The following is a 13940-nucleotide window of genomic DNA, read 5'->3' as shown; positions in this document are numbered from 1 at the left end:
ACTTTTAAAGTACTACTCTATATGAAGTTATTTACTGTGAAAGAATTCACTTTTTAGGATATTGAAATCTGTTGATTCTTTATGGTTCTCAAGTTTTAATTTTTTTACCATTTTGGGATTAACTTTGTAGTATCCAAAAACAACCTCTATTTTGTCATTTTCTTGAAGTTTAAAGTCATATTTTATAACTCTTCTTTCATTTGCTTTTATCATATTGTTTTTAATTTCACTGTCTGCAAGCCATGGCATAGTTGGTTTCCCATCTTTTCCTATAACTCTCATAAATGATTTTGTCTCTTGTTTAATCGTTTTATTACCTCTTAAAACATTTACTTTTAACTGAGCAACTCTTAGAGGTTGTAAAAACATATTATGACTAGCTTCATTTTTTATTGATATTTCAAAGAAATCTTTTTTCTGTTTAAATTTTATTTTTATATATTTAGCTAAAAGGTCTTTGTTTTTTGATGCTGAGGCAAAACCATGAAATCTATGTGTTTTTGTGATTTTAATAGTTGTTGCAGTACCTTTTACTTTTGGCATATGACATGAAATACAGTTTGTTTCTTCATCTTTGGCACCTTTACTATCTACTCTACATAAATCAAAGTTGTTATCATTTTGTAAGTGAGAGTGACATCCCATACACATTTTTCCTGTATAGAAGTTTGTATTTGAGTAATCTATTTTATGATAAGGAGAACCAGTTTTTTTCTTCATCATCCCAAAAAGTGTAATTTCATCTTTGAACCCTTTATTTTTTTCATTTCTAAGATTTTCATTTGCAGAATAAAATACTTTATCTTTTAAAGTCACAATATTTTCATTCATTTTTGCATGTTCTTCTATATCTTTGATTCCATGACAATATGCACAAGAAATTGCTTCTTGAGTTTGTACATGGTTTTGTTTTGGTAAGGCTTTTTTCTCTTCTTTTAGATTATTTAAAAGTTCTAAATCAGTTGGGGTATGACACTTTGCACAAGTGTATGATTCTTTTTCTTTATCTGGATGTAAATCCCAAACAGCCTTATGAATAGGGTTTTCAAAAGTTGAAGATTTTCTATGTGATGATTCGTAAAACTCTGCATAAATTGTTGGATGGCAACCTTTACATGTATTACTTTTTACAAATTCATTTGCAAATAAATTTATAAAGATAAAAACTATAGATAGTAGTATTTTCATTATTTTTCCTTGTTTTTTTTGAAGTATATAGAAAATCAAATTATCAAAAAATGATATATATCAATTATAAGATTTTCTTATTTCTCTTTCCTCTAATATAATAATCTTCGTATGTTAATCTTGATTCAATTTCAATGGCAGCTGTAGGACATAGCTCTGCACAAACTCCACATCCTACACATGATGAATTTATTTTTGGACGTTTACCGTTGTTTGCTTTATCCTCAATCATTTCAATTGCTTGCGCAGAGTTTGGATAAGGACATAAATCTGCACAGATTGTACATTGTTCATCCTCATACTCTTCTAGTCTTTTTAATACGTCTTTTTCCAATTTATTTGTATGCGGGTGAGTATATATTCTATCAATATCTTTTCTCGTAACTTCTTCTGTACTTATTCCTATACATTTGTTTGAAAATTTAAATACGGCAATACCCATATGGACATCTTCTGGCTTTTCTGTATTATGATCTAAAGCATTTGTTGGACAAGCAAGTACACATGGAACTGCAGTACAAAGATAACAAGCTCTTTGCATCGGATCTATATATGGTGTTCCTACTCCATGACCTTTTGTAATATCTGCTAGTTCTATACTATGGTAGGGACATACTTGGGCGCATTGACCACATTTGATACATAAAGATAAAAAGTCTTTTTCTTCTTGAGCTCCTGGAGGTCTTAGTCTAAACTCTTGTGCATTTAAGTGTGGAGATATTGCTATTCCACCCATTGCAAAAAGTCCTAAAATACCAAGAGTTGATTTTTGAATAAAGTCTCTTCTTTCTAATTTTAATTTTTCAGGCATTTATTTTCTCTTCTTTTTATTATTTCTAAAATATAATTTTTTAAGAGAAAATAAAATGAGATATATCAAGTTTAATATTTTTTCACAATTTAAATATACGACTGTTTAAGATAGTAACTATTCCTAGACTATTTTAGAAGTTTAAAGAAAAACAATATCATGAAAAATTATTTAAAGATATAAATAATATAATATCCCTAAAAAAAGAGTCTAAATGCCGAAACTATTTAAAAACTATATAATCTTTGGTACTATTGTTATAATAATATTATCCATAGTAAATCTATCTTTTCTTTGGTTAGGAGTTATATTTTTAATTACTATTGCTTTAGGTTTGTATGATATAAAACAAACTAAACACTCTTTATGGAGAAACTTTCCTATTGTTGGAAGAATGAGATGGGTTTTAGAAGAACTTAGACCTCCTTTTAGACAATATTTTATTGAATCAGATATTGATGGAGTACCAATTAGTAGGCAGATGAGAACGGTTGTTTATAGACGTTCAAAAAAACTTGCAGGTACAATTCCTTTTGGTACAAAAATTGATGTTTACAAAGCAGGATATGAGTGGATAGGACACTCTTTAAAAGCTTTAAAAGCACATGATTTAGAACAAAGTCCAAGGGTAACTATAGGTGGAATTGATTGTAAAAAACCTTATTCTGCTTCAATTTTAAATGTATCTGCTATGAGTTTTGGAGCATTAAGTGCAAATGCAGTTATGTCTTTAGGTCATGGTGCAAAGATTGGTAATTTTGCCCTTAACACAGGTGAAGGTGGATTAAGTAGATATCATTTAAATACAGCTTGTGATTTGATTTGGCAAGTTGGAACGGGATATTTTGGTTGTAGAAATGATGATGGTACCTTTAATGAAGAAAAGTTTGCAGAAAAATCTAAAACCCAAAATGTAAAAATGATAGAGATAAAACTATCACAAGGTGCAAAACCCGGTCATGGAGGAATTTTACCTGCTTATAAAAACACAGCAGAAATTGCAGAGATTAGGGGAGTTAAAGCAAATACAAGAGTTGATTCTCCTCCCACACATAGTGCATTTTCCTCTGTAGAAGGACTTTTAAAATTTGTAAAGAAATTAAGAGATTTAAGTGATGGGAAACCAATTGGTTTTAAACTATGTATTGGAAGAAAAGAAGAGTTTATTGAGATTTGTAAAGCTATGATTGAGCTAGATATTAAACCTGATTTTATTTCAGTAGATGGAGGGGAAGGTGGAACTGGAGCAGCTCCACTTGAATATACAAACTCAGTAGGAATGCCTTTACGTGAAGCTTTAGTTTTTGTAGTTGATTCTTTAAGAGGGTTTGATTTAAAAGATGATATTAAAATTATAGCTTCTGGAAAAGTATTAAATGGTATGCATATTACAAAAGCTTTAGCTTTAGGAGCAGATCTTTGTGCAAGTGCAAGAGGTATGATGTTAAGTCTTGGTTGTATTCAAGCTTTACAGTGTCATAAAAATACTTGTCCTACAGGTGTTGCAACACAAGATGCTAGGTTTACAAAAGGTTTAGTTGTAGAAGATAAAAAACAAAGGGTTGCAAACTTTCATAGTGGAACAGTAGAGAGTTTTGTTGAGATATTAGCTTCTGCAGGACTTGATGATTATAGTAAACTTAATAGAACACATATCTTTAGAAGATTAGATCAAACAAGTTATAAAAGATATGATGAATTATTTTCTCCTATGAGAAAAGGTGACTTGCTTAATAGTCCATATCCTGAAGATTTTGAAAGATTTATGAAGTAATTTTATGCAAAATGAATTAATTACAGAGTTTGGATATAAAAAAATAGTAAAAGAGTTTAAAATACTTGTAGAAGTAGAAAAACCGTATTGGGTAAAAGAGAAAGAAATTGCAGCTGCTCATGGTGATAGAAGTGAAAATGCAGAGTATATCTCTGCAAAAGAGATGATACGAAATATTGACAAAAGATTAAGGTTTTTAGAAAAGATTATTAATAATTCAGATGTGATAGAGACTTCAAAAATACCCCATGAGAAGGTAAATTTTGGCTCTTGTGTTAAGCTTCTAGATTTAAATAATAAGGAAGAGAAAATATATATAATTGTAGGAACTTATGAAACTAATCCTAATGAAAATAAAATTTCTAATAAATCTCCATTAGGTAAAGTTTTATTGGGAAAAACTTTACATGAAGAGTTTGAATTTAAAATAAATGATAGTTTTTATGAATATGAAGTTTTAGAAGTAAATTTATATAAACCAGAGGGAATTTAACCTACAATTATTTTTATAATATTTGCTAAAAGCATAAAAACTAAAACAAATATCAGTACTTTTTTAATAAAAGCTTCTCCACCTTTTATTGCATAATGACTTCCTGTCCAAGACCCTGCCATATTTGCTATTGCCATAGGAATTGCAATCATCCAAAGTACTTTTCCTGCAAGTAAAAAAGCAATTGCTGAACCTACGTTTGTAGCTAGATTTAAGGGTTTAGTTGATGCAGTTGAAATAATATAATCTAGGTGTAAAAATTTTTTCATAGAAATTGTCATATATGTTCCCGTACCAGGCCCTAATAAACCATCATAAAAACCAATTGGAGCTGTTGCTAAGACTATATTTTTATTTGTAAGTTTTGTATTTTCTTCTTTTATCTCTTTACTTTTTTTTAATAAAAAAATTAAAGCAATAGGAATAGAGATTAAAATTGCCCATTGGATTATATGGTCAGGTAAAAACATAACAAGTTCACTTCCAATATAAGAAGCTACTAAACATGGGATTATAGCTATGCTTACAACTTTTAGTGATATTTTTTTTGATAAGAAATATTTGATTGTTGCCATAAGCGTACCAAAAAGACTTGCCATTTTATTTGTTGCTAAAACAAAAACTGGAGGTATTCCACTATATAAAAGTACTGGGACTTGAATCATCCCACCACCACCAGCAATAGAGTCAATATATCCAGCAACAAAGCCAGTTATAATAAATATAATAATCCACGTAGTTGATATATCTTGAAGGAATTCCATAAAGTACTTTCTAGTTTTTTTGAAGTGTATCTAAAAATTGTATAATAGTTTCTAAAAAGTTACAATTAATACGTGATTCTTTATATTATATATTATTTTAGTAAAATACAAAAAAATATGGATGATATATGAATATTAACGAATTGGAAGAGTTGATTTTAGAAAATCTAAAAGATAAAAATCAAGAGTTTAAAAGAGTTTTTCATGGACGTGGAAATTTTTATGATAATTTTAGTTTTTTAACAGTTGATAGTATAGATAAGATTCTTTTTGCATCTTTTTTTGATGAAGTTGTATTGGAAGATGAATTAATATCTCTTTTAGAAAATATAGCAAAACAGAATGATTTTAAAACTTTTATTGTACAAAGAAGATATTTGTCAAAAGCACCTAGTGAAATTGTTTTTGGTGAAATTGATGAAGAGTGCATTACTATAGAAAATGCTTTAAAATATAGTATTAATTTTTCAAATAGGAATATTGGAATTTTTCCTGATATGAAAATAGGGCGAGAGTATATAAAAAGTATCTCAAAAGAGAAAAATGTTCTAAATCTATTTTCTTATACTTGTGCTTTTTCTGTAAGTGCTATTGAAGGTGAGGCTAGGCAAGTTGTTAATGTAGATATGGCTAAAGGTGCATTAAGTACAGGAAGAAAAAATCATCACCTAAATAATCATGATACAAAGAAAGTAAAGTTTCTGCCATATAATATATTAAAATCGTGGAGTAGGATAAAAAAAGATGCTCCATATGATGTGATAATAATTGACCCACCTTCTTTTCAAAAAGGAAGTTTTGCAGCTACTACTGATTATGTAAAGATTGTAAAAAGACTTGAACAATTAGCTTCAAAAGAGTGTATAATTTTATCTTGTTTAAATGCCCCAGAGCTTAGTAGTTCTTTTATGAAAGAGTTATTTGAAGAAAATACTCTAGAGTTTAAATATGTAAAAAGACTTGAAAATTTAGATACTTTTCCCACAAACAATGAAGAAAAAACTCTTAAAAATTTGATATTTAAAAGGGGTGAAAAAGTTGATTAATCCAAAGGTTTGTCCTTTTTGTAAAAAAGATAATAATTGTATGGCACATATTCCAAATAATAATTGCTGGTGTAATGAGATAAAAGTACCTGAGGATTTAAGAGAGTTTATTCCTAATGAGCTTAAATTGAAAGCATGCATCTGTAAAGAGTGCATACTTTTATTTAAAAAAAATAAAAAAGAGTTTATTAAAAGATTTGTTTAATAGAATTTGTGAATATGGTCTAATAGATTAACAAAGTTTATTTTTTTGTCTTTTGTTTGCAAATATTCATTCAAATATTTTTCTGCTGCGTCCATATCTTCTTTTTCTTCTATTTCTTTTAATTTTGCATATAGTTCTGAAATAACTTCTACTGCATCATGAGAAATTGTTTTTCTATGAGCTGTATAACCAATAATATCATTTGTGTCTAAATCTACTCTAGTTTTAAACTCTGTAAAAATCCAATAATATCTTCCATCTTTTGCAAGGTTTTTTACAATTGCATTTATATTTTTCCCTGATTGGATTCTTTCCCATAACAATTTAAATATAACTTTTGGCATATCAGGATGTCTAATAATATTATGTTGTTGCCCTAATAGCTCTTCTCTAGTATATCCAGAGATTTGTGTAAAGTAATCATTACAATAAGTGATAACCCCATTTGCATCAGTTTCACTTACTAAATATCTATTGTTTTCTAATTTTATTTCATCATCTTTTGCTACGACATTGCTCATTTAAAGTCCTTTAAAAAAGTATATCTTTTATTTTTTAGGAGAATGCTTAATTAATGTTAAAAGAAAGGTAAATATTACTTTACCTTTTTAACTAATATATTAATATTTTTTGTTAAAATTTTGCTAATTTTATTTTAGGAATATATATGATTGAAAAAAATCGTTGGTTGATGGCTTTATCCGCTGTTGGTGTGCATCTTTGTATTGGTTCAGTTTATGCATGGAGCGTCTATGTAAAACCTATTCAAGAAGAACTCTCTTGGACTTTGACAGATGTAACTATTTCTTTTAGTATTGCTATATTCTTTTTAGGATTATCAGCTGCACTTATGGGAAAATTTGTAGAAAAGAATGGTCCTAGAGTTTCAGCTTTAATTGCAGCTTCTCTTTTTGGATTAGGGACTATTGGTTCTGGTTTAGCAATAATGATGGAATCAAAAATGCTCTTGTACTTTTTTTATGGAGTATTAGGTGGTTGTGGTTTAGGAATAGGGTATATTTCTCCTGTATCAACACTTGTAAAATGGTTCCCTGATAAAAGAGGAATGGCTACAGGGCTTGCAATTATGGGCTTTGGATTTGCTTCTGCAATTTGGGGACCTACGATAAAGATATTGATTGAAGCTGTAGGAATTGCAAGTACTTTTTTTATTCTTGGAGCAATTTATTTTATAGTAATGTTTTTATCTGCACTTTATTTAGAAGCTCCCGAAGAAAATTATATGCCTAAACAGTTCAAGAAAAAACTTGAAGAAGGTAAAAAGAAGCTAAAAAAAGATTTATCTATTTTAGGTGTAAATGAAGCGATTAAAACTCCACGATTTTATGGTCTTTGGTTAATGTTATTTATTAATGTAACTTGTGGAATTGCTATTATTGGAGTAGCATCTCCTTTACTTCAAGAAGTTGTTGGAATATCTGCAATAGCTGCCGCTGCTGCTGTAGGGCTTATGGGAATATTTAATGGCGCAGGGAGAATATTCTGGGCTTCATTATCTGATTATTTAACAAGACCAGTGGTTTATATAATATTTTTTGCTACACAAGCTGTTGCTTTTTATATTTTACCATCAATTACAGAAATAGTTTTATTTCAATTTATTTTATATTTTATTATGTCTTGTTATGGAGGTGGCTTTGCTTCTATCCCTGCGTATATTGGTGATATATTTGGAACAAAAGAACTAGGAGCTATACATGGATACATATTAACAGCTTGGGCTGCTGCTGGACTTGTAGGACCTTTGATTATTTCTATTGTAAAAGATGTTACCGGTAGTTATTCTCAAACACTATATGTATTTGCAGGTTTTTTTATAATTGCATTTATAATCTCAATCCTCATGCTTATAAATATTAAAACTATTCAAAAACAAAATGAAATTAATAAGTAACTAAAAAGAAATTAATATATAATCTAAATTAAAAAGTTTCTTAGTTATAATCTTAAAAATAAAAATTAGCTCTCTTTTTTAAGAGAGCTTTATTTATTGAAAATTTTTAGGATGGATTATGCAAGAAGGTAATGGACTAGTTTCAAAGTATGCCAATGGAAACTTAGTTTTACAGATTTTAATTGGTATTGTTTTAGGTGTTGTTGTGGCTTTAATTTCAAAGGAATTAGCCATGTCATTTTCTATTTTGGGTACGCTTTTTGTAGGAGCTTTAAAAGCTATTGCTCCTATTTTAGTTTTTGTTTTAGTTGCTACAGCTATTGCTACTAAAGAAGTAGGTGTTCAAACAGGTATGAAGCCTATTGTGGTTTTATATTTAATAGGTACATTTTTGGCTGCTCTTATTGCAGTATTAGCAAGTTTTTTATTTCCTGTTGAACTTGTACTTTTAGATGCTGCACAAAAAGTAACAACTCCTCCTGATAGTGTGATAACAGTACTTAAAACAGTATTATTTAATATGGTTGATAACCCAGTAAATGCCTTGCAAACAGGTAATTTTATTGGTATTTTAGTTTGGGCTATTGCAATAGGTTTTGCTATGCACTATAGTTCAGAAGATACAAAAAATGTCTTTTTTGATGTTTCTACTGGTATTACTAAAATCGTAAAGTTTATAATTAAGCTTGCTCCTTTTGGTATTTTTGGTTTAGTTGCTAATACTTTTGCACAAACTGGTTTTGCAGCACTTTTAAGTTATTCAAAACTTCTTCTTGTTTTAGTGGGAACTATGCTATTTATTGCTTTTGTTGTTAATCCAATCATTGTATTTATTAAGACAAGAAAGAATCCTTATCCATTGATTTTTACTTGTGTTAGAGAGAGTGGTATTACGGCATTTTTTACAAGAAGTAGTGCTGCAAACATCCCTGTAAATTTAAATCTTTGTAAGAAGTTAAATTTAAATGAGGATACGTATTCTATTTCTATTCCTTTAGGAGCTACGACTAATATGGCTGGTGCTGCTGTTACTATTACTGTTTTAACATTAGCAACTGTACATACTTTAGGAATGACCATTGATTTAGGAACAGCATTATTACTTAGTATTATTTCTGCACTTGCAGCTTGTGGGGCTTCTGGAGTTGCAGGAGGATCATTACTTTTAATTCCTTTAGCTTGTTCTTTATTTGGTATTTCAAATGATATTGCACTTCAAGTAGTAGCAATTGGTTTTGTAATTGGTGTAGTTCAAGATTCTATGGAAACTGCACTAAACTCGTCTACAGATGTAGTTTTTACAGCAGCTTGTCATAAAGATAACTAAGCTTTTAAGCTTGGTTATCTTTAGATATCTCTTACATCAATAAATGAACCACTTTCAAAGTTATCTATTTTTTTAATAACTTCATTTAATCTTTTAGCTGCAATATCTGGCTTTTGTATATCTCCACTTTTTAGTATTTTTGCAGAAGTATAAATAGTATCATCAACTTCAAATCTAATATAATCAGTCATTGGTGTTTCAATTACTCCAGGTGCAACAGCAAGTAGTTTTGTATTTGGCATTTCTTTTGAGTATAAATTGATTAACATATTTAATGATGACTTTGATAAAGAGTATGCTCCCCATCCTTTTGAGCCATTTTTTGAAGCTCCTGAAGATATTCCTATTATATTATTTACATTAATCGTTGTAAGTATGTCTAGAAGCTCTTTATTAGCAAAAACATTTAAATCTAATACTTCTTTAATCTCTTCATATGAAAGTTTTGTCATCTCTTTTATTTCACCTAGTGTACCAGCATTTAAATATACTATTTCAATATTTTCGATTTGTGTAATAAAACTTGTAAGAGAAGTTTTTATCTCTTTTAATTTTGATAAATCAAATTCTTTAAAATAAAAGTTGCTATTTTTAATATTTGGATTTTTTCTACTGATTCCAAATACTTTATAGTCTTGTTCTAGATAATAATTAGTAAGAGCTAGTCCCAAACCAGAACTACATCCTGTTATTAAAATATTTTTACTCATCTATTTCTTCTCCCATTTATATTTAACGTCATCTTTTACTTTACTCCAAAATAGTTCACCTGAATCTCTCCATGCATCTAAAATTATACTATTTTCAAAGGATACATCATCTCTAGTTAGAACTAGACTACTATGCTCAAAATATTCCCCTCTATTTGCCACTGCACGTATAAAGTTAAAAGTTTTAAACTTCTTTGTCTTTAGATATAATTGTAATTCATTTGCGTAATGGTAACAAAAACCTTTTTCTTTTAAATTTAAATTTATTAAAGTATTATGAAATAATGCAGGCTTTACTACTTGAAATTTGTTTGCTAAGTATTTTGAATAAGTTATTGCATCATATGAGACTTTAAGTGCTTCTTTTTTATCAATTTCTTTTGATAAAGATAAAATATCTCTTGCTAATTTTTTTATTTTTTTATTTTCATATGATCTATCTTTTAATTTAATATTATCATGTTTGATACTACATGCTGTGAAGCTTAAAATAATTGTAATTAATATAAAAAATTGTTTCATTAAAATCTTTTTCTTTTCTTTTGTACATTATAATTATATTTATTTTAATTATACTTTACAAAATTCTATACTTTAGATATAATCCGCTAAATTATAGAGTATGGAGAGAAAAAAGTAAATAACTTTTTTTAGTAAATTGCAGCAATTAAAAATTACAAATGAAATTAAAAATTTAGATATTACAAAAATAGAAGACAACCTTTTCTACTACAAATACGATTCAAGAAATGTAAAACCACTTTTAAAATCAAATGAACAAGATATTTCACTTGAAAATATTGCTACGTATAATAGTTTTAAAGGTGAAGTTTATGAAAATATAATTTATGAACTTTTATTGGACTATGCTTTAAGTAAAGATATCATCACAAAGTTTATATTAAAAGGGCCTCATCAAAATAGAATTGATAAATTCTATAAAACTGGACTTATGATTGATAGAAGTCTTCAAATTGTTTATAAATCAAATTATAAAGATATTAGTGAGTTTGATGCACTATTTTTTACAGAAGATGCTTTGTATTTTGTAGAAATGAGTACTTCAAAAAAAACAGTAAGTTTAAATAAAAGATTAGATAAAAAATATGCTTTATTAAAAGTTTTATTCCCTAATTTGCATATTAGAGCTTTGATAGTATTAACAGAAGGTACAGTTGGATTAAACCGTTTTCCTTCATATTGTACAATTTGGATTACAAAAGATTTAAGAGATAATGAACTTTTAAAGAAACTTGTTTTTACAAAGAAAAAAAGAAATCTAGATTCTCAATATAAACAGAATAAATTTATGGAAGCATATTCTATTAGGACAAATAAGTTTATATATTTTCAAACTTTAGAATGGATACTAAAAAAATCAAGAGAAAAAAATGAAATACCTTTAAATTTAGAATTTTTCAAATCTAAAAGATTGTCTCTATATTTTGATATTTTTACTAAACTATATATAGGTTTTGTAGATGTAGATGATTTTTTAAATATTGTTCCTTCGTATAATGAAACAATAGTAAATATTTATGTAACGATTGAAAAAATAAATAGTAAAGATTTTGATATTGTATATTATGTCAAAAATAAAAATGGAAAATTAAAACGTGTTAGAATTCATAATAAAGAAACTTCTGTAAAAGAGAAAGAATTAGATGGTTTTACAAATGCAGAAGTTAGATTTATGAAATATATAGTAGAAGACAAATATTTCTTTACAAATAGAGAAGTTGATGACATAAAAAAGAAGTTAAAAAACTTCTCTTTCAATTAAAGTTAAAGGGCCTTTTTATATAAAAGGTTACCTTGCATTCTATCATATCTATAAATATCATCTCTAAATTGTACTTTTCCATTATCATCAATCCATGATGTTAAATATACAATATGTACAGGAATCTTCTTAGTTAAATCTAAATCAGTTTTTTCTATATCATTTAAAATTTCTTTAGCTTTTGTGTAATCAACTCTTGAATCCTCTTCTGCAATTGTTTTTAATAAGTCATGAGGTCTTGATAGTCTAATACAACCATGAGAATAAGCTCTTTTATTGTTTTTAAAGAGTCTTTTGTATGGAGTATCATGTAAATAAACAGAGTATCTATTTGGAAACATAAACTTCATTCTTCCTAAAGGATTTTGGTTACTAGGTATTTGAATAAATCTCATTGGTGCTTGTTGTGTGTTTCCTATTAAATCATTATCTAAATACATACTCCAATCAACATTTTGCATATCAAATTCCATTGATTTATGACTCCAATTTTCAAATACTTTGATATCTCTGTCTGTTAGATAATTTGGATCTTCAACAAGTTTAGGAATAATTTCTCTTTTTACAATTCTTTGAGGTATTCTCCAATATGGATTTAAAACAATTGATGACATTTTATGACTAAAAATAGGTGTAGGATTTTTATATTCACCTACAACAACAGCCATATCTAGTTTTTTTTCTCCATTATTATACATTTTTAATTTATAATCAGGAATATTTACAATTAAATATTTTTCTCCCAAAGTTCTAGGCATCCATCTCATTCTCTCAAGATTGATTCTCATTTTTTTAATCTTTTTCTCTATAGAGATATTTAATCTAGAAACAGTATTTCTTCCAACAACCCCATCTTGAACTAGACCATGATTTTTTTGAAAAGATTTTACTGCTTGAAAAACATTTTCATCATATAACTCTAAACAATCCTTTATTGGAGTGTCAGGCTCTTTTTTAATTTCTACTGTTGCTGTTTCTTTATCAAGTTGAGTAGTAACAATTTGAGGTTCTTTTTTAAATAAATTTTCTTCTATAAGATTAATTTTTTTTTCTTCTTTTTCTATACAATTTGTAGTTTCTAAATCTTTACTTTGAAGTAATCTTTGTCTTAAAATTTTAATTTCAGGATAATAATTTCCTTTTTTTAAAGATTTTTTAATCTTTGGTATTTTTACATAACCACCATCTTGTGCAATTTTTTCATATTCTTTAATTAAATTTGATAGTTCTTTTGCTTTTGGGAAAGTATAATTTACTTGATCTATTGCAGTAAAAATATTGTCATTTTTTACTGCTTCATATAGTAGCTTTCTAATATTCTTTTTAACACTATATTTTTTCCAGTTTGCAATTATTTCTTTTTTTTCATTTAAGCTTTTTAATTTTGTTTGGAACTTTTTCCAATCAATAAATCCTCTTGATAGATATCTCATATATTCATGGTAAGTACTAGTTAACATAATATCTAGAGTTAATAATTTTTTTAAGTCAATATTTTCATCTGTTTGAATAGAATTAATTGTTTCATTAATTTTATTTAATTTAAAAAGTTTTTGATTATATGGTTTTAATACTTCATCTTCTTCTATTGATTTTATTAAAGAAAAAGCCATTGGCTTAATACCTTCTTTATTAACCCAAAAAGTAGAATAATCAAAGTTTCTATAGTATTTCTTGGTAAGGTTTCTACTTAGAGTAGATGGTATTTTCTTAGCTTTAAGTAGTTTTTTTAAAATAATAGAAGTATTATTTTTAAACTCTTTTTCTAAATCAATAATCTCTTCAACTATTTTATCATTTGTATTTTCTTCAAATACTTTTACTTCTTTTTCAACATTTATATCTGCGTATGAAAATGTAAGAATCCCTAATAAAACTAAAATAATGTTAAATCTTTTCATTTAATAACCTAAATAATTTTTTG

General features: G+C 27.4%; 14 protein-coding genes. 7 read left to right on the top strand and 7 right to left on the bottom strand.

All coding sequences use genetic code 11. The annotated features are described in order from the left end of the window. Nucleotides 1–27 precede the first annotated feature (27 nt). Nucleotides 28–1188 carry a multiheme c-type cytochrome gene (locus BT997_RS07580; protein WP_072680830.1) on the bottom strand — a complete coding sequence of 387 codons (1161 nt, stop codon included), beginning with the start codon at nucleotides 1186–1188 and terminating at the stop codon, nucleotides 28–30. Nucleotides 1189–1252: 64 nt separating this feature from the next. Continuing rightward, nucleotides 1253–1999, bottom strand: a complete 747-nt coding sequence (locus tag BT997_RS07575) for a 4Fe-4S dicluster domain-containing protein (RefSeq protein ID WP_072680829.1) — start codon at nucleotides 1997–1999, stop codon at nucleotides 1253–1255. A 214-nt stretch (nucleotides 2000–2213) separates the two neighbouring features. Here BT997_RS07575 and BT997_RS07570 point away from each other — a divergent pair, with 214 nt between their 5' ends. After that, complete coding sequence (locus BT997_RS07570; protein WP_072680828.1) at nucleotides 2214–3773, top strand: FMN-binding glutamate synthase family protein; 1560 nt, start codon at nucleotides 2214–2216, stop codon at nucleotides 3771–3773. 4 nt (nucleotides 3774–3777) lie between these two features. Further along, complete coding sequence (gene greA / locus BT997_RS07565; protein ID WP_072680827.1) at nucleotides 3778–4266, top strand: transcription elongation factor GreA; 489 nt, start codon at nucleotides 3778–3780, stop codon at nucleotides 4264–4266. Here the strand turns inward: greA and BT997_RS07560 are convergent. Next, nucleotides 4263–5030, bottom strand: coding sequence for a TSUP family transporter (locus tag BT997_RS07560; RefSeq protein WP_072680826.1), 768 nt, complete (start codon nucleotides 5028–5030; stop codon nucleotides 4263–4265). The two genes, greA and BT997_RS07560, sit on opposite strands and share 4 nt — an antisense overlap. 128 nt (nucleotides 5031–5158) lie before the next feature. Between BT997_RS07560 and BT997_RS07555 the strand changes: the two genes are divergently transcribed. Both BT997_RS07555 and BT997_RS07550 read left to right on the top strand, forming a co-directional pair. Then, a complete protein-coding gene (locus tag BT997_RS07555) occupies nucleotides 5159–6076 on the top strand; it encodes a class I SAM-dependent methyltransferase (protein ID WP_072680825.1) in 918 nt (305 codons plus the stop codon). Continuing rightward, nucleotides 6069–6281, top strand: coding sequence for a cysteine-rich CWC family protein (locus BT997_RS07550; protein WP_072680824.1), 213 nt, complete (start codon nucleotides 6069–6071; stop codon nucleotides 6279–6281). The genes BT997_RS07555 and BT997_RS07550 overlap by 8 nt, the downstream gene beginning before the upstream one ends. Here BT997_RS07550 and BT997_RS07545 read toward each other — a convergent pair. Next, the gene (locus tag BT997_RS07545; RefSeq protein ID WP_072680823.1) at nucleotides 6278–6802 is read right to left on the bottom strand and encodes a PAS domain-containing protein; all 525 of its coding nucleotides are present in this window, start codon (nucleotides 6800–6802) and stop codon (nucleotides 6278–6280) included. The two genes, BT997_RS07550 and BT997_RS07545, sit on opposite strands and share 4 nt — an antisense overlap. Nucleotides 6803–6948: 146 nt before the next feature. Between BT997_RS07545 and BT997_RS07540 the strand changes: the two genes are divergently transcribed. After that, nucleotides 6949–8196, top strand: a complete 1248-nt coding sequence (locus BT997_RS07540; RefSeq protein ID WP_072680822.1) for an OFA family MFS transporter — start codon at nucleotides 6949–6951, stop codon at nucleotides 8194–8196. A gap of 118 nt (nucleotides 8197–8314) precedes the next feature. Next, nucleotides 8315–9523, top strand: coding sequence for a serine/threonine transporter SstT (sstT, locus tag BT997_RS07535; protein ID WP_072680821.1), 1209 nt, complete (start codon nucleotides 8315–8317; stop codon nucleotides 9521–9523). A gap of 20 nt (nucleotides 9524–9543) precedes the next feature. Here sstT and BT997_RS07530 read toward each other — a convergent pair whose 3' ends face one another. Next, nucleotides 9544–10233, bottom strand: a complete 690-nt coding sequence (locus BT997_RS07530) for an SDR family NAD(P)-dependent oxidoreductase (protein ID WP_072680820.1) — start codon at nucleotides 10231–10233, stop codon at nucleotides 9544–9546. Then, entirely contained in the window at nucleotides 10234–10755 is a 522-nt protein-coding gene (locus tag BT997_RS07525; protein WP_083568562.1) for a hypothetical protein, read from the bottom strand. A gap of 136 nt (nucleotides 10756–10891) precedes the next feature. Between BT997_RS07525 and BT997_RS07520 the strand changes: the two genes are divergently transcribed. Then, nucleotides 10892–12016, top strand: a complete 1125-nt coding sequence (locus BT997_RS07520; RefSeq protein WP_072680819.1) for a hypothetical protein — start codon at nucleotides 10892–10894, stop codon at nucleotides 12014–12016. Nucleotides 12017–12018: 2 nt separating this feature from the next. On the opposite strand, the gene BT997_RS07515 is transcribed toward BT997_RS07520, so the two are convergent. Beyond that, nucleotides 12019–13917, bottom strand: a complete 1899-nt coding sequence (locus tag BT997_RS07515) for a murein L,D-transpeptidase (protein WP_072680818.1) — start codon at nucleotides 13915–13917, stop codon at nucleotides 12019–12021. Nucleotides 13918–13940: the final 23 nt, after the last annotated feature.

It is taken from the genome of Arcobacter sp. LA11 (assembly GCF_001895145.1).
Lineage (GTDB): Bacteria > Campylobacterota > Campylobacteria > Campylobacterales > Arcobacteraceae > Halarcobacter.
The sequence above is the reverse complement of the archived record's forward strand: the minus strand, read 5'-3'. Positions and strand labels throughout refer to the sequence as shown.